A 16667-nucleotide genomic window follows, 5' to 3' on the forward strand; every position below is an offset into this window, starting at 1 on the left:
CCATACGCCGCGGCCTTTCGACTTGTACGCGGTGAGTGACGATTGCCCTCACGGACCCCGGTGGTTATGGGTCCCCGCGCCAGTGCGCAATTGCGCACCAGGCGGGGAAGACGTGTTGAGAAACTGCGCCTTACGCCGCCGCCTTATGCCGCGCGAGTTCGGCCTTGTAGAGTTCGAACTCCTCGGCGACCGCCTTTGCTATGCTCGGGCGGGCGCGCAGCCGCTCGTAATAGGCCTTCACGGCCGGCCACTTCGCCAGTTCGATCGGCGGCGTCGCCATCGTCCAGTTGATGATGGTGACGAGATAGGCATCGGCGACGCTGAAGTGATCGAGCAGGAATTCGCGGCCCTTTAGGTAGTTCTCGAGATAGTCGAGCCGGGACATATTCTTGTTCAGCGCATAAGTCTTTGCGTCCTGCGGCGCCGTCTTGTCGAGGAGCGGCACGAACAGCGCCTTGTGCAGTTCGGTGCCGATGAAGCACAGCCATTGATGCAGGCGGCTGCGCTCCTCGGCGGAATTGGCCGAGATGCCGGCGCCCGGAAAGCGGTCGGCGACATATTGCAGGATCGCCGCGTTCTCCGTCAGCACGGTCCCGTCGTCGGTGCGCAGCGTCGGCACCAGCCCGAGCGGATTGACGGTGCGGAAATCCGAGCCGTCCTTCTGCACAACCTTGGTCTTGGGATCGACCTCGAGATAATTGGCCTCAACGCCGGCTTCGTACAGCGCAATCCGGGTCGCCAGCGAGCAGGCGAGCGGCGAGAAATACAGGTCCATGATTTGCCTCCTTGGCGGTTGATCAATCGGCCGGCGTTCAAGGCGGGCAGGATTGATTTTTATACTGTTCCGCATAATATAGAGCCGGTCAAGGAATTCTTTGCGAAATGGTACAAAAAAGGAAAAGGCCCCCGGTCCCGCGGATCGACGCTCCCGTCCCACCCAAGCGGCGGGGCCGCCCGCGCGCCTATGAGCCGGGCGTGGCGCTCGGCAAGGCGCTCGACCTGTTTCGGAAGGACGGTTTTGCGGCCACCTCGCTCGACGATCTCTCCGCCGCCACCGGCATGAACCGGCCGAGCCTCTATGGCGCGTTCGGCGACAAGCGCGAACTCTTCATCAAGAGCTACCGGCGCTATCGCGACGACGCGCGGGTCGCGATGGGCGACATCTTCCGGAACGAGTTGCCGATCCGAAAACGCCTCGAACGCATCTATGCGGTGGCGCTCGACATCTATCTGTCCGGCGAATCCGGTCCGCGCGGCTGCTTCACGGTGATGACCGCAGCCTCCGAGGCGGTGCATGACCCCGATATCCGCGCGATGGTGCTGGAAGGTTTTGCCGAGCTCGACAGGGCTTTTGCCGCCTGTTTCCGGCGCGCCCAGGAGAAGGGCGAGCTACCGGCGAGCGCCGATCCGACCCTACTGGCGCAACTTGCCTCCGCCACCATTCACACCATCGCCATCCGCGCCCGCGCTCAGGTGCCGCGCAAGGAACTGGAGACGATCGTCAACGGTGCGATCGAGGTGATGGTCGGGGCGGCGAAATAACTCTCTCCGTCGTCCCTGCTTGCGAACGCAGGGACCCATAACCACCTGCGTTGTAGCTGCGAAGGTAACTGGCCCCAGCATTCAAACGAGGAGCCGCGGCGTATGAGTCCCTGCGTCCGCAGGGACGACGATAGAATCGTCAATACCCCCGCTTACGGTCCACCACATTCTCCAGCGCGCCGCCTTCCTCAAACCGCGCGATCTGCTGCGCGACATATTTCGATATCTCGTCGGGATCGGTGTCGGCGGCGTTGTGCGGGGTCAGCACCACCTTCGGATGGGTCCAGAACGGGCTGTCGGCGGGCAGCGGCTCGGTGGCGTAGACGTCGAGCGAGGCGCCGCCGAGCGTGCCATCATCGAGGCACTGCAAAATGTCGGCCTCGTTCTGCAGGCCGCCGCGGCCGGCATTGATCACGACCGGCGCGCCGAGCGGACTCGTGCGATTCAGTTTCTCAAGCAGCCCCCGATTGAGAATGTGTCGCGTCTCCGGCGTCAGCGGCAGAAGGCATACCAGAATGTCGGTCCGCCGCAGGAATGGCTCGAGCTGCGCTTCGCCGTGAAAGCATTCGATGCCCTCGATCGTTCGCGGGCTGCGGCTCCAGCCTGCGAGACGAAAGCCCAGCCGCCGCAGCACGTCGGCGGCATCGGTGCCGAGCGTGCCGAGCCCCATGATTCCGACGGAGATTGCGCCCGCCACCCATTGCGATTTCGGCGCCCAGCGCTTTTCGCGCTGCGATTCGCGCAAGTACGGCTCCTGCCGGTGGTGCATCAGGACATGCAGAACGACATATTCGGTCATCCGCGCGGTGAGGTCGCCGACCGCGACGCGCACCAGCGGCACGTCAGGCAACGAGCGATCGGCCATCAGCGCATCGACGCCCGCGCCGAGATTGAAGATGACACGCAGGTTGGGGAAGGCGGCGAGCTCGCCCGGATGCGGCTTCCACACCGCCGCGTAATGGACATCAGCCGGATCGAATGACGCATCCGGCAACAGCAGCACGGACCGCCCCTCGCAAACATCATCGAACCGGCTCTTCCAGCGCTGCGGCGACCAGTTGTCGGTCCCGCCATGTACCAGCAGCGCAAGCGCACCCTTCGTCATTGCCATTCCTTTCGCGTCGCCAACTCGGCGTGATCCGCCTCACATCGCGGACCCAAGTGTTTCTCTAGCCTCCTTTCATCCGACAAGGGAGACCTTGCATGCCCAATCTGCTGGTGATCTGCAAACTCGTCATCGTGGCGGTGATGGTCCGGCTGGCGCTCGCCTGCCAGTACAATCACCGCGGCTTTGGGCCGGCCAGAGTCGGGGCCGTCGGATGAAAACGCTCAGGTGCATCGTTCTCATTCTCGGTGTGTGCGGCCTTTGTTCCACGGCGGCCATTCACGCCTACAGGCATTTCAATCCACCACCGCCGCCGATTGTCGGTCCCTGACGGCAGGCAGGGCATTTTTCAAAATTTCTTCGACGCGCCTGTCGGCTCCGGGCATAATCGTTCGTCATCAAGACAACGGAGATGCTTGAGCCTCATGCTGTACGCCATTCTTTGCTATCATGATGAAGACACTGTCGGTTCCTGGACCAAGGAACAGGACGCGGCGGTCATGAAGAAATTGACCGTCGTTCAGGATAAACTGACCAAACAGGGCCGGCTCGGCCCGGTGGCGCGGCTGTTGCCGACGACGGCGGCGACCACGCTGCGCAAGGACGATCCGCCGCTGGTGCTGGACGGCCCCTATGCCGAAACCAAGGAACAATTGCTCGGATTCTATCTCGTCGACTGCAAGGACCTCGACGAGGCGCTCGGCGTCGCCCGCGATCTCGGCGCGGCCAATCCCGGCGGCGCCTACGAGATCCGTCCCGTCGGCCACTTCACGGCGGGGAGCGTGCAGCCATGACCGATACCGCCTGGATCGATGCCGCACTGACTTCGGCTCGCCCTCAGGCGGTCGGCGCGCTGCTGCGCTATTTCCGTAACCTCGATACGGCCGAGGAAGCCTTTCAGAACGCCTGCCTGCGTGCGCTGAAGAGCTGGCCGCAAAACGGCCCGCCGCGCGATCCGGCGGCGTGGCTGATCATGGTCGGCCGCAATGTCGCGATCGACGACATCAGGCGCGGCAAGAAGCAAACGGCGCTGCCCGAGGACGAGGCGATCTCCGACCTCGACGACGCCGAGGAGGAGCTTGCCGAGCGACTCGACGGCTCGCATTACCGCGACGACATCCTGCGGCTATTGTTTATCTGCTGCCATCCGGACCTGCCGGCGACGCAGCAGATCGCGCTGGCGCTGCGCATCGTTTCGGGCCTCACGGTGAAGCAGATCGCGCGCGCCTTCCTGGTCTCGGAAGCCGCGATGGAGCAGCGCATCACCCGCGCGAAAGCGCGCGTCGCCGATGCCAACGTGCCGTTCGAAGCGCCGGGCGCAGCGGAGCGCTCCGAGCGCCTCGCCTCCGTTGCCGCCATGATCTATCTGATTTTCAACGAGGGCTACTCAGCCTCTGGCGACACCGCCGAGATTCGCGCGCCTTTGTGCGAGGAGGCCATTCGCCTGGCGCGGCTGCTGCTGCGGCTGTTCCAGAGCGAGCCCGAGATCATGGGGCTGACGGCGCTGTTGCTGCTGCAGCATGCGCGCTCTGCGGCGCGGTTCGATGCCGATGGTGCCGTGATCCTGCTCGACGACCAGGACCGTTCGAAATGGAATAAGGCTCTGATCGCCGAGGGGCTGGCGCTGATCGACAAGGCGATGCGCCATCGCCGCAGCGGCCCCTATCAGGTGCAGGCCGCGATCGCCGCCCTGCATGCCCGCGCCGAAAAACCCGAGGATACCGACTGGACCCAGATCGACCTGCTTTATGGCGCGCTGGAGATCATGCAGCCGTCGCCGGTGGTGACCTTGAACCGCGCGGTCGCGGTGTCCAAGGTGAAAGGGCCGGAAGCTGCGCTCGACATGATCGAGCCCTTAGCGGCGCGGCTGTCGAACTATTTTCATTTCTTCGGCGTGCGCGGCGCCTTCCTGATGCAACTCGGCCGCAACGACGAGGCCCGCGTGGCCTTCGACCGCGCCATTGCGCTCGCCAACACCTCGGCCGAAGCCGCCCACATCCGCATGCACCTCGACCGCCTGCAGCGCGACAGCCAGCCCCGCGGCAAGAAGGCGGGGAAGTAGCTCTTCTCCCCTTGCATGGTCTTATCCTCCCCTGGAGGGGAGGATCGGTTCGCATGAAATGCGAACCGAGGTGGGGTGATCTCTCCACTCGGGCATGCTGGATGTGGAAAGACCGTCACCCCGCCCCGCCGCTTCGCATCGACCCTCCCCCTCCAGGGGCCCTCCAGGGGAGGGTGATGCACACCGCGAGCAATGATTAAGCCGGGACTAGCCCGGGGCACTACGGCGTCCTTGTCGAAAAATTTCGCGGCCCCCTGTCGGTTTCCACCTCCCTCATTCGTCTTGAATCCGAGCAGCCATTCAAGACAACGGGGACCGATCATGACCGTCATCGCCGAGACCGCGCCTGTCTCAAATCCGGCACGCTGGACGGGCCGCATTCTCTCCGGCCTCGTCATCCTGTTCCTGATGATCGACGGCGCCATCAAGCTGGTGCCGTGGCCGGTCGTCACGGAAACCATGGACAGAATGGGGTACGGATCGAGCGACGCGCTGATGCGCGGCCTCGGCGCCATCACCATCGTCTGCACCGTGCTCTACGCCATTCCGCCGACCTCGATCCTAGGGGCGATCCTGCTCACCGGCTATCTCGGCGGCGCGATCGCTTCGCATGTGCGGATCGACAGCCCCCTGCTTACGCACACGCTGTTCGGGCTCTATCTCGGCCTGATGCTGTGGGGCGGGCTGTGGCTGCGCGACAAGAACCTGCGCAACCTGATCCCCTTTCGCCGCTGACGAACTTCAACCGATTGTTCACGGAGCCCGACATGCTGGAAGTCATTGCCGTCATAGCCGTCATATTGGCGATCGCCGTCGCCATCGTGCTCATTCTCGCCGCGACCAAGCCGAATACGTTACGGGTGCAGCGCGCGATCAGCATCAAGGCGCCGGCGGAGCGGATCTTTCCGCTGATCTCCGACTTTCAGCAGTGGCGGAGCTGGTCGCCTTACGAGGAAAAGGACCCGGCGATGAAGCGCACCTATAGCGGTGCGGAGCGCGGCAAGGGTGCCGTCTATGCCTGGGACGGCGACAAGAATGTCGGTTCCGGTCGCATGGAAATTCTCGAAGCTGCGACGCCTCAGAAAATCGTCATCAAGCTCGATTTCTTTACGCCGTTCGAAGGCCACAACACCGCCGAGTTCACAATGCTGCCGCAGGGCGATGGCACCCATGTCACATGGCTGATGCATGGTCCGGCGAACTTCATGTCCAGGCTGATGCAGGTGTTCATGAACCTGGATCGCATGATCGGCAGGGATTTCGAAGCCGGTCTCGCCAATCTGAAGACGCTCACCGAGAAATGAGTGTGACGACACTGTCACGACACTATCGTGTCCCGGACGCGGCGCAGCACGACAGTGATGCGACGCAGAGCCGGGACCCAATGATGGACCCCGGACCAGCAGCGCATCGCTAACGCGCTGCACTGCATCCGGGGAACGCCACCGACATCAGAACTGATCGGCAACCCAAGGAGATCCACATGCAGGTCAATCCCTATCTGTTCTACAACGGCAATTGCGAGGAAGCGCTGAAGCATTATGAAAAGGTGCTCGGCGCCCAGATCGGTGCGATGTTTCCCTATGAGGGCGCGCCGCCCGACATGCCGACGCCGCCCGACTGGAAGAAGAAGCTCATGCATGCGAGCATTACGATCGATGGCGAGGTGCTGATGGCGTCGGACGCCACGCCCGGCGATTACAAACAACCGCAGGGCTTTGCCGTCTCGCTGCAGGTCGAAGATCCCGCCGACGCCGAACGCCGCTTCAATGCGCTCGCCGAAGGCGGCACGGTCAGGATGCCGTTCGGCAAGACCTTCTTCTCCAACGGTTTCGGCATGTGCGTCGACAGGTTCGGTATCCCGTGGATGGTGAACTGCCCGAAGGAAGATATGTAGTCGGATTCGTAGGGTGGGTTAGGCGAAGCCGTAACCCACCGGCCGAACTAGCCGAGTATCGAGACTTTGGTGGGTTACGCTCCGCTAACCCACCCTACGATTCCTACAAATCATCTGCACCTTGGATAGATCGCCGCCAGGTCACGCCCGCGCAGCAGCAGCATCCGCGACGTCAGTCCACCGCGCCGGCTGATCCAATCCCGCACCCGCGCCGGATAGGCTGCCTGCACTGCGCGCGAGGCTTCCGGCTCGGCATAGATCCGGCCGCGGCCATCGATCGAGCGCGCGGCGTGGAATCCGAGCACCGCGCGGCGGGTCACGCAGATGCGCTCGGCCGGCACCGTCATCAGCACCAGCGTGCAGGCCGACAGGCATGGCCCGTCGATCACCACCCGCTCCCCGGTCTCGCGCACGCGATCGAACAGCTCGAGAAACGGCCCGACCTGTCCGCCGGGGCTGGCGAGAATGCGAATCTCGGCCTGCACCGGCATGATTGCCGCCAACAGCGCGGCGGCGACAATGATGAACTTGATGACCGCCATTCCCATGTGCAGCTCCTCCGTCAGCACTGCCCCCGGCCCAGTTACGCTGGGACATGTGGCAAGGTTTGGTCAAGTGCCTGCGCCGGACATCCCGCTTGCAGCCTAGACCCGCAGAACGCGGACGCAACGCTGTTCCACCAGCAATCGCTAGCCCGCGTCAGTCCTCGAAACGTGCCCATTAGGGCTCGTCGATCCCTATCCAAAAATGCTCGAAAGTTCATCGCGAGCAGAAGCACTTGCCGACGCCTCAACCCGATCCTTTCCACGACGAGCGCCCAGCTAAAGCGACGCGTCGCTGAGCAGCAGTGAAAATGAAGCAATGGGCGAATAGCAGACCACGCACGATGGCTCCCTATTGGGCTAACTTGCTTCGAAAGGAGTTGAAGCAACAGGAGAGTGTCGCGGTGGCGCTGACCTCACGTGACGAACTGCCGAGCCCATAGCAAAAACGGAATCATACAGGGATCAGATGCGAGCTCGCCATACTCTCTCCCAACAACTCCTGCTGCGTAGACAAGACCCATACAATAGCGATCGATACTGCTGGATCTGCAAGAGAGAGAAGCCACAAGGCAGCGCGCTGTCGCCGCGTCAGTTTGGGAAACCGGTGAATTTTTCCGTCGGGCGCAATGAGGTCAAATGCCTGGATATTGCGAGGCGTCTGAGGTGCTCTCGCGGGCAACATTGCACACCTCCTCTCGTCCAATCGCCACCCTCAGCCTGCCACAAGTTTAACACTGCGCATTTTCCTTGAATATCGCCACCCGCACCCCGCGATGTTTCGACGCACGGCGGGCTGCCATGAATGGCGGAAACAGCTAACGTTGTGCCGCTAGCTACGCGCTTGCCACCCGAACAGATTATGAATTATTCCCAGCGCAATCTCCCGCTCCCCCATGATGATGAGATCGGCGCCGAGCGACCTCAGATGCTCGACTTCGGCATCTGAGTGCGCACGGGCGATGATCTGGATACCCGGATTCGCAGCACGAGCCTGCTGCACAATCTGACCTGCTTCGAATGCTTCCGGTATGGCAATCAGCAGATATCGTGCGCCGGCGAGATTGGCGGATTTCAGGACATCGGAACGCGCAGCATTTCCAACGATGGTCTCGAAGTTGCTCTCGCGCAGCTTCGCAACGACATCGTCGGCATCCTCGATAACGAGGAACGGTTGACCGCTCTTCTTCAAGGCATCGGCAACAATGCTGCCGACGCGGCCATGGCCGACAAGTATTGTATGATCTGTCAGACGCGTGGCCTCGGGCGAGGCGGATGATTTCGCGGGCGGAGCGACCTGTCCTGTCGTCTTGGGGCCGAGAACGTCGATACCGCCGTGGCTGGGCGCTCGCTCCAGGCGTCGGGACAACCAGTCGATTGCGGCGAAGATCAGGGGATTGAGCATGATGGTGAGGATTGCGCCGGCCAGAATGAGATCGCGTGCTGCCGTCGGCAGCAGGTTCAGCTTCACTCCAAGTTCAGCCAGAATGAACGAGAATTCCCCGATCTGGGCGAGACTGGCCGAGATTGTTAATGCCGTTCCGACCGGATGACGAAACGCGAGCACGATCAGGAAGGCGGCCATTGACTTTCCGACGATGATGATGAAGAGCGTGGCGAGCAACGGCCATGGCTCGCGCAGCAGGCTCGCCGGATTGAACAACATGCCGACGGAGACGAAGAACAGTACGGCAAAGGCATCGCGCAATGGCAATGTTTCCTGGGCCGCGCGTTGGCTTAGTGCACTTTCGCTGAGGATCATTCCGGCGAAAAACGCGCCGAGTGCAAGGGAAACGCCGAACAGCTTCGCCGATCCGAATGCCACGGTGAGGGCGATTGCCAGAACGGCGAGACGGAACAACTCCCGCGAGCCGGTGTGTGCGATGTAGTGAAGTATCCAGGGAATAAAGCGCCGTCCTACAATCAGCATGATGCCAACGAAGACACCGACCTTTGCAATGGTGACTACCAGCACTCCGCCAAGTCCCGTCCCGAGCCAGGACGCTAGCGGGTCCGCAGTGAGTGTGTTGCTGTTTGCGTCCTGCAAGCCAGCCAGAGCCGGAAGCAAGACGAGCGCAAGCACCATTGCGAGGTCTTCCACAATCAGCCAGCCTACCGCGATCCGGCCCCGCTCCGTCTCCATCAGCCGTCGTTCCTGCATGGCTCGGAGCAACACCACGGTGCTTGCGACGGACAAGGCCAGTCCAAAGACAAGACCGGCGCCAATAGTCCATCCCAGGAACAGCGCGAGACCCAGTCCCATCAGGCTGGCGACAACGATTTGAACAACGGCACCCGGCAGCGCTATCGCGCGTACGGACAAAAGGTCGTTGAGCGAAAAGTGAAGCCCAACGCCAAACATCAGCAAAATGACGCCGATCTCGGCCAACTCGGTCGCCAGTGCCTGATCTGCAACGTAGCCCGGCGTAAAAGGGCCGACGGCGACGCCTGCCAGCAAGTATCCAACTAGTGGTGGAATTCGAAGGCGCTGAGCAACTGCGCCGAGTACAAACGCGAGCCCCAGGCCAGCGACGATAGTAGCGATGAGAGGCGTATCGTGCTGCATTCTCTATCCCGCGTGGTTCCAACTCCGTATTTTGCCATGACCGTGCTTCCAAACCCTGCGACCAAGTGAGGCGGGATGATACTCAATGGTAGAACGGCAGCACTTTCGTGCCGCAAAACTAATCGCATTCATCAATCAGGCTGGGCTTGTATTGATGGGGTCACGCGCGGTTGTTTTTTCGCCAATGGTCCGCGCCGTGCTCTATCGAAATTGCCGCGCAGCCCCGCGGAACGAAAAATGCGGCCCCTCGTTGAAAGGCCCATGGATCATTTTTTCCTTAGCATTATCTGCGCGGGCATTTTGCTGCTCGTGACAGCGTTCGCACTGGGAACGCCGAGCATGAGACCGGATGCTCCACCGGAACAGACGGTGTTGCTGCACCGCGGCGCGCTGAAGAGTAACCTACCTCCTCGATCCAGCAATGAGAGGCCGCCGGCCAAGTCCATTGTTACTGGGCTCTGATCCGCACTCCAGGCAACACAGCCACTGAGGAACTAACCGTTCCGCCGCTGGCCGCGCAGCGTCGGCAGACCGATGCCGGCGGCGTCGAAGCCGCCATCGACGGCGAGGACCTGCCCGGTGATGTAGGTTGCGCGATCGCTGCAGAGGAAGAAGATCGCTTCCGCCAGCTCCTCCTCGAGGCCATAGCGGTTGAGCGGAATGGCGTCGTGATAATCGGCGCGGATTTCCGGCGTGTGGACCTGCTTTGCCATCGCGGTCTCGACCGGACCGGGCGCCACGGCGTTGACGCGAATGCCGAGCGAAGCCAGTTCGACCGCGAGCTGTTTGGTCAGATGCGCGAGCCCCGCCTTGCTGGTGCCGTAGGCCGAACGCAGCGTGGAGGCGCGCACTGCCGAGATCGACGTGACGTTGACGATCGCGCCGCCGCCATGTTCCCGCATCAATGGCGCCGCCGCCTTGGTGCACAGGAACGGGCCGGTGAGGTTGACCTGCAGGATGCGGTTCCAGTCGTCATCGGAGGTGTCGAGCAGCGGCGCGAACACCGCGATCCCGGCATTGTTGACCAGCGCGTCGAGCCGGCCGAAACGTTCGTTCACTGCCGCCACGGCGTTCGCCACTGCCCGAGCGCCGGAGACGTCGCAATGCAGCGCCAGCGTATTGTCGGGGTTGGCGAGGCCGGCGATCGCGCCGCGCAGCAACTCGCCTTCGATGTCGAGCAGCGCCACCCGCCAGCCCTCGGCGAGAAAGCGTTTGGCCGTCGCAAGCCCGATGCCGCGCGCGGCGCCGGTGACGAGGGCAACTTTTTGCGGGGAAGGGGGCATGGGCGGTCCGTTTGCGAGAGAGAAGATTTCCCGCTCCTATAACCCAGGCCGCGTCGTATGTCCCGGCATAAGCCCCTCATGGTGAGGAGCGCCAACGGGTCCGCGCACAGCGCGGCCCGATGACAGGCTCCGCGCGTCTCCGGACGATGCTTCGCATCGCCGGGAGAACCATGAGGCCCCGTCTGTGGCCTGCATCCTTCGAGACGTCCGCCCTGCGGGCTCCTTCGGAATAAGCGCAAGTGCGCTTATTCCTGAGATGAGGGGTTTGAGCAGCGATGACGCAATAGAACTAACCGCCCTAGCGCTGCGCTATCGCCTTCGCTTCCGCGGCGGCGCGCTGCATGTTGGAGGACATCTCACCGGTCACCGTGCTCTGCTCCTCGACCGCGGCGGCGGTGGCGGTGACATATTCGCTGACCCCCTGGATCGCACTCTTGATGCTGTCGAGCGCGCCGACGACGTCGCCGGAGATGCCGTTGAGATTGCCGATCTCCTGGCCGATCTTGTCGGTCGCCTGCTTGGCCTGGGTGGCGAGGTTCTTGACCTCGGAAGCCACCACGGCAAAGCCGCGTCCAGCCTCGCCGGCGCGCGCCGATTCGATCGTCGCATTGAGCGCCAAGAGGTTGATCTGGCCGGTGATGTTGCCGATCAGCTCCACGATGCCGCTCATCGCCTGCGCCGCTTCGTTCAGCCGCTGCGCCTGGGCGTCGGCCGCCTCGACCCGCCCGACCGCGGTCGCCGCCGTCTCGCGCGACTTGGTCATGGCTTCGGAGATTTCCCGGACCGAGGCGTTCAGTTCCTCAGCGCCTGCCGCCACCGATTCCATCATACCGCGGACGCGCTCGTTGCCCATCCGGACCAGCACTTGCGCGGTGATGTCGGTGGCGTATTTCACCACCTTGAACGGCTTGCCGTTGAGGTCGAGGATCGGATTGTAGGATGCCTGGATCCAGACTTCCTTGCCGTTCTTGCCGATCCGTTTGTATTCGGCCGCTTGATATTCCCCGCGGTTGAGCGCCGCCCAGAATTCACGATAGCCCGCGCTGTCGCGCTCCGACTGTTCGACGAACATGCTGTGGTGCCGGCCGCGGATCTCGTCCAGCGCGTAACCGACCGCCCTGAGGAAGTTCTGGTTGGCGCCGATGATGGTGCCGTCCATCTTGAACTCGATCACGGCCTGCGACTTGCCGATGGCGGCAATCTGGCCGGCGAGATCGGCGGTCGAAAGTTTCTGGCTGGTGATATCGGTGGCGAATTTCACCACCCGGAACGGCTTGCCCTTCTCGTCGAGCACGGGGTTGTAGGAGGCGAGAATCCAGACTTCCTTTCCGCCCTTGCCGATCCGCTTGTACTCGGCCTGTTGGCTTTCGCCGCGGTTGATACTCGCCCAGAACTGCCGGTAGGCGGCGCTGTCGCGCTCCGCCGGACTGACGAACATGCTGTGATGCTTGCCCTGGATTTCGGCGAGCGTGTAGCCCATCGCTTTCAGGAAGTTGCTATTGGCGGTGATGACGGTGCCGTCCATCTCGAACGCAATGACCGCCTGCGTACGGTCGATCGCGGCGATCTGGCTGGCATCCTCCATGTTCTTGATCTTGCGGGCGGTGATATCGGTCGCGAATTTCACGATCTTGCAGGGTTTGCCGTTGCCGTCGAGCACGGGGTTGTAGGTCGCCTGGATCCAGACTTCCTTGCCTCCCTTGCCGATCCGCCTGTATTCAGCGGCCTGGTATTCGCCGCGCTTGAGCGCCGTCCAGAAGTCGCGATACGCCGCGCTGTCGCACTGCGATGGATCGACGAACATGCTGTGATGCTTGCCTCGGATTTCACCGAGCGAGTAACCGAGGGTTTTGAGGAAATTGTCGTTGGCGGTGATGATGGTGCCGTCGAGATTGAACTCGATGACGGCCTGCGAGCGGCCGATGGCGTCGGTAAGTGCCTTGTCGGCCGAGGAATTCTTGAGAAACTGAAACACGGAAAGGCCCCATCCAAATGGCGGTAAAATGAAGAGGCCGTCGACCAGTTCAATCCGAGCCTCGTTAGCGTTCACGGTTGACCGGGAGGCAAAAAGAATCCGTTAACGCTGTTCTCCGTAAGATGACGGATAACATCGCGACGTAATGCTGATCTTAAGGAAGTCCCGGCGCGCGACGCCCGCCGGACGAGCATGCGGCCGCGGACTCGGGGGCTAGTTTCCGTTCACGACGCTTTCATACGCTGCCTGCAGTCGTTCACCGACCGAAGGACCGCCGCGCCTGCGCCGCTTTGCACCGAGATGGCTCTCGCGCAGCTCGTCCATGAATTCGGCCCACATTTTCGGTCCGCCCTCGCTGAGCAGCCGCGCGCGGATACCGAGTTCCTCGGTGACAGGTAGATATTTATAGCCCCAGGCCGCCATCTGCGCGAGAACGGGCAAGAGCTCGATACCTTGCTCCGTCAGCGAATAGATCCCCTTCTGCTTGTGCGTGGGATCGTCCTCGCGGGTGATGATGCCCTGCTCGAGCAGGGTCTTCAGCCGGTCGGCGAGGATGTTGGAGGAGATGCCTTCTTCCGATTTGGTCAATAGCTCGCGAAAATGCCGCCGGTTGCCGAACATCATGTCGCGGATGATCAAAAGGCTCCATTTGTCGCCGAGCACTTCCAGCGAAAGATTGATCGGGCAGCCGGAGCGCTGGGCGTCGGTCATGGTCGTCTCCAAAAACGGGCGCCAAGGCCCCCTCAAAAAACTGCTTGCAATATTGCACCAGTTGGCTAAAGATACAACCAGTTGCAAATCGCAATCAGTTAGGGAGAGATCGCAATGGCGAAATTGATCATGTGGAACCTGATGACGCTGGATGGCTTCGTTGAAGGTCCCAATCGCGACATTTCCTGGCATTCCGACGTTTGGGGCGAGGAGCTGGCGCAATTGTCGATCGAGCAAATGAAAGCCGCCGGCGGCTTGCTGTTCGGCCGCGTCACCTATGAGCTGATGGCGGGCCACTGGCCGAGCGCGACCGGCGAGGTCGCCGACTTCATGAATGCCGCGCCGAAATATGTCTTCTCGCGCACGGTGAAGAAATCCGACTGGAACAACACGCAGATGTTCAGCGCCGATGTGACGGAGATCGTCGCGCGGCTGAAGCGCGGCAGCGCCAAGGACATCTTTCTGTTCGGCAGCGCCGATCTCGCCTCTAGCCTGATCCCGCACGGGCTGATCGACGAGTTTCGTATCGCGGTAAGCCCCGTCATCCTCGGTGGCGGCACGCCGCTGTTCAAGCCGGGCGAAAAGCGCAAGCTGAAACTGCTCGACAGCCGGCCGTTGTCGACCGGCATGGTGATCCTGCGCTACGTGCCGGCGCCATAAATGTCGGCGTCACCAGACGCCGATCGTCTTGCAAACGGCAAACCGGAGTTTCCATGTCGCTGACGTTGCACTTCCACCCGCTGGCCTCGTTCTGCTGGAAGGCGCTGATCGCGCTCTACGAGAACGACATTCCGTTCCGGCCGAATCTCGTCGATCTTGGCAATCCGGCCGAGCGCGCCGCGCTGCTGAAACTGTGGGGGATCGGCAAGTTCCCGGTGCTGCGCGACGATGCGCGGGATCAGACCGTGCCGGAATCCAGCATCATCGTCGAATATCTCGATTCATACTACCGCGGCCGCGTCCGGCTTATTCCCGAAGATCCCGCCCGCGCCTTGCAGACCCGGCTGCGCGACCGCTTCTACGATCTCTATGTGCATCTGCCGATGCAGAAGATCGTGACGGACCGGCTGCGACCCGAGGGCAAGCGGGACCCGCGCGGCGTCGAGGAGGCGCGGGCGCAGTTGCACACTTCCTATGCCATGATCGAGCAGCAGATGGAAAACGGCGGCTGGGCGATGGGCGAGGATTTCAGCCTCGCCGATTGCGCGGCAGTGCCGTCATTGTTCTACGGCAACATGGCGGTGCCGTTCGGTGAAGCGCAGAAAAACCTCAGCGCCTATCTCGAACGGCTGAAGGCGCGCCCCTCCGTCGCGCGCGTGTTGAAGGAAGCCGAACCGTATTTCCAGATGGTGCCCAAAGAGCCCTAAAGGAGCGCTGAATGGCCGAAGCCAACAGGGCGGAGACGATCCGTAAGATCTTCGCAGCCTATCTGTCCAACGATCGCCAATTCGTCGAGAATGCCTTCAGCGAGGAGTTCCGCTTCACCAGTCCGTTCGATGACAACATCGATAAAGCAACCTATTTCGCGCGCTGCTGGCAGAGCAGCGACTGGATCGAACGGCACGAGCTGGAGCGAATTCTCGTCGACGGCGATCAAGCCTTTGTGACCTACCGCTGCACGGCCAAGGACGGAAAGAGTTTCCGCAATACCGAGTTCCTCGTCTTCGACGGCGACAAGGTGAAGCGCATCGACGTCTATTTCGGGGCAACCTACGAAAACGGTGCTTTCATCAGGCAGCCGGGGTAGCCGCTTGCGTTCTCCGGACGCGATGCGGCGCATCAAGCCAAGCGGCTTGCTGCGCCGCGCCCGGGGCACGAGGACAATTATCTCGAAATAATTTTGCAGGACATGTCGGCGGCGTAAAAGCCCGCTCGTCTTGTTGACGAAGGCCGACGCGGCAAGTGGCTGGCCCAAGAAGATCAACACGGAGAATGACGATGCGATTCATGGTGATTGTGAAGGCAAACAAGGATTCGGAGGCCGGCGTGATGCCGAGCACGGAGCTGCTGACCGCGATGGGCAGGTTCAACGAGGAGTTGGTCCAGGCGGGCATCATGGAAGCGGGCGAGGGCCTGCACCCGACCTCGAATGGCGCGCGGATCAAGTATGCAGGCGGGCAGGGCAGTGCCAGCCGCGGTCCGTTCCCGCTCTCGGGTGATCTCGTCTGCGGCTTCTGGCTGATCAACGCCAAATCGCTCGATGAAGCGATCGACTGGATGAAGCGCGCCCCGTTCGGCGACGGCGGCGAGATCGAAATCCGTCAGGTGTTTTCGACCGAGGATTTCGGCGAAGCGCTCACCCCCGAGCTGCGCGAGCAGGAGGAGCGGCTGCGGGCGCAGGCGGCGAAGAAATAATTCTCACCGTCATTCCGGGGCGATGCGAAGCATCGAACCCGGAATCTCGAGATTCCGGGTCTGGTCTTTCGGACCATCCCGGAATGACGATACCTGAACAAGGACACCCACCATGCGATTCATGATGCTGATGATCCCCTTGGGCTACGAGACCGCGCCGCCGGACGTCCAGCTCGACCCTGAACGGGTCAAGGCGATGATGAAATACAACGAGGCGCTGAAGGAGGCCGGCGTGCTGATCGCGCTCGACGGGCTGCATCCGCCCTCGATGGGCGCGCGGGTCTCCTTCGCCACCGGCAAGCCCGTCGTTACCGACGGCCCGTTCACGGAGGCCAAGGAAGTGCTCGGCGGCTACTGGATGATCAACGTGAAGTCGCGCGAGGAGGCGATCGAGTGGGCGAAGAAGTGCCCGGCGTCCGAAAACGAGATCATCGAGATCCGCCAGGTGCAGGAAATCGGTGATTTCTCGGAGGAAGTGCAGCAGGCCGCCAAAGGCTTCGACGAGCTCCAGAAGGGAAATGCGCACAAGGCGCGGTGAGCGTTTCCGCTCCCTGTTCCGTCCTTCACCTGTCTTTCACGGCAGCGAGGGAGGGCAGCACCGTCTGCCGCCGCCCGTTAATCTTCTTTAA

18 protein-coding genes are annotated in these 16667 nt (G+C 62.1%); 11 read left to right on the forward strand and 7 right to left on the reverse strand.

Annotated features, from left to right (window positions below):
* Positions 1-130: 130 nt before the first annotated feature.
* On the reverse strand, positions 131-775 hold the full coding sequence (locus tag LMTR3_RS00100; RefSeq protein WP_057842790.1) for a glutathione binding-like protein: 645 nt from the start codon (positions 773-775) through the stop codon (positions 131-133).
* 107 nt (positions 776-882) lie between these two features.
* On the opposite strand from LMTR3_RS00100, the gene LMTR3_RS00105 reads away from it, so the two are divergent.
* Positions 883-1542: a TetR/AcrR family transcriptional regulator gene (locus LMTR3_RS00105; RefSeq protein ID WP_065743096.1), complete on the forward strand. Its 660-nt coding sequence runs from the start codon at positions 883-885 to the stop codon at positions 1540-1542.
* A gap of 139 nt (positions 1543-1681) precedes the next feature.
* Here LMTR3_RS00105 and LMTR3_RS00110 read toward each other — a convergent pair whose 3' ends face one another.
* A complete protein-coding gene (locus LMTR3_RS00110; RefSeq protein ID WP_065743097.1) occupies positions 1682-2647 on the reverse strand; it encodes a 2-hydroxyacid dehydrogenase in 966 nt (321 codons plus the stop codon).
* A gap of 425 nt (positions 2648-3072) precedes the next feature.
* Between LMTR3_RS00110 and LMTR3_RS00115 the strand changes: the two genes are divergently transcribed.
* From LMTR3_RS00115 to LMTR3_RS00135, 5 genes are all read left to right on the forward strand, one after another.
* Positions 3073-3441 (forward strand): YciI family protein, encoded by a 369-nt coding sequence (locus LMTR3_RS00115; RefSeq protein ID WP_065726765.1) that lies wholly within the window; start codon positions 3073-3075, stop codon positions 3439-3441.
* Positions 3438-4709 (forward strand): RNA polymerase sigma factor, encoded by a 1272-nt coding sequence (locus tag LMTR3_RS00120; RefSeq protein ID WP_065743098.1) that lies wholly within the window; start codon positions 3438-3440, stop codon positions 4707-4709. The genes LMTR3_RS00115 and LMTR3_RS00120 overlap by 4 nt, the downstream gene beginning before the upstream one ends.
* A gap of 321 nt (positions 4710-5030) precedes the next feature.
* The gene (locus LMTR3_RS00125) at positions 5031-5444 is read left to right on the forward strand and encodes a DoxX family protein (RefSeq protein WP_065743099.1); all 414 of its coding nucleotides are present in this window, start codon (positions 5031-5033) and stop codon (positions 5442-5444) included.
* Between the two features lie 32 nt (positions 5445-5476).
* Positions 5477-6013, forward strand: a complete 537-nt coding sequence (locus tag LMTR3_RS00130; RefSeq protein WP_065743100.1) for an SRPBCC family protein — start codon at positions 5477-5479, stop codon at positions 6011-6013.
* Between the two features lie 179 nt (positions 6014-6192).
* Positions 6193-6606 carry a VOC family protein gene (locus LMTR3_RS00135; RefSeq protein ID WP_065743101.1) on the forward strand — a complete coding sequence of 138 codons (414 nt, stop codon included), beginning with the start codon at positions 6193-6195 and terminating at the stop codon, positions 6604-6606.
* 110 nt (positions 6607-6716) lie between these two features.
* On the opposite strand, the gene LMTR3_RS00140 is transcribed toward LMTR3_RS00135, so the two are convergent.
* From LMTR3_RS00140 to LMTR3_RS00165, 5 genes are all read right to left on the reverse strand, one after another.
* Complete coding sequence (locus LMTR3_RS00140; protein WP_245319689.1) at positions 6717-7148, reverse strand: hypothetical protein; 432 nt, start codon at positions 7146-7148, stop codon at positions 6717-6719.
* Between the two features lie 832 nt (positions 7149-7980).
* Positions 7981-9714 carry a YbaL family putative K(+) efflux transporter gene (gene ybaL / locus LMTR3_RS00145; protein WP_065743102.1) on the reverse strand — a complete coding sequence of 578 codons (1734 nt, stop codon included), beginning with the start codon at positions 9712-9714 and terminating at the stop codon, positions 7981-7983.
* 494 nt (positions 9715-10208) lie between these two features.
* A complete protein-coding gene (locus LMTR3_RS00155; protein WP_065743104.1) occupies positions 10209-10997 on the reverse strand; it encodes an SDR family NAD(P)-dependent oxidoreductase in 789 nt (262 codons plus the stop codon).
* Between the two features lie 298 nt (positions 10998-11295).
* A complete protein-coding gene (locus LMTR3_RS00160; RefSeq protein ID WP_065743105.1) occupies positions 11296-12972 on the reverse strand; it encodes a methyl-accepting chemotaxis protein in 1677 nt (558 codons plus the stop codon).
* A gap of 213 nt (positions 12973-13185) precedes the next feature.
* A complete protein-coding gene (locus LMTR3_RS00165; RefSeq protein WP_065743318.1) occupies positions 13186-13683 on the reverse strand; it encodes a winged helix-turn-helix transcriptional regulator in 498 nt (165 codons plus the stop codon).
* Positions 13684-13797: 114 nt separating this feature from the next.
* Between LMTR3_RS00165 and LMTR3_RS00170 the strand changes: the two genes are divergently transcribed.
* The 5 genes from LMTR3_RS00170 to LMTR3_RS00190 all read left to right on the forward strand — a co-directional run bounded on the left by LMTR3_RS00170 (position 13798) and on the right by LMTR3_RS00190 (position 16576).
* Complete coding sequence (locus LMTR3_RS00170) at positions 13798-14343, forward strand: dihydrofolate reductase family protein (protein WP_065743106.1); 546 nt, start codon at positions 13798-13800, stop codon at positions 14341-14343.
* Between the two features lie 53 nt (positions 14344-14396).
* Entirely contained in the window at positions 14397-15050 is a 654-nt protein-coding gene (locus tag LMTR3_RS00175; RefSeq protein ID WP_065743107.1) for a glutathione S-transferase family protein, read from the forward strand.
* An 11-nt stretch (positions 15051-15061) separates the two neighbouring features.
* A complete protein-coding gene (locus LMTR3_RS00180; RefSeq protein ID WP_065743108.1) occupies positions 15062-15430 on the forward strand; it encodes a nuclear transport factor 2 family protein in 369 nt (122 codons plus the stop codon).
* Positions 15431-15621: 191 nt separating this feature from the next.
* The gene (locus tag LMTR3_RS00185) at positions 15622-16038 is read left to right on the forward strand and encodes a YciI family protein (protein WP_065743319.1); all 417 of its coding nucleotides are present in this window, start codon (positions 15622-15624) and stop codon (positions 16036-16038) included.
* Between the two features lie 112 nt (positions 16039-16150).
* Positions 16151-16576, forward strand: coding sequence for a YciI family protein (locus tag LMTR3_RS00190; protein WP_065743109.1), 426 nt, complete (start codon positions 16151-16153; stop codon positions 16574-16576).
* The last annotated feature ends 91 nt before the right edge of the window (positions 16577-16667 follow it).

Origin of the sequence: Bradyrhizobium sp. LMTR 3, assembly GCF_001693485.1 — a bacterium.
GTDB lineage: Bacteria > Pseudomonadota > Alphaproteobacteria > Rhizobiales > Xanthobacteraceae > Bradyrhizobium.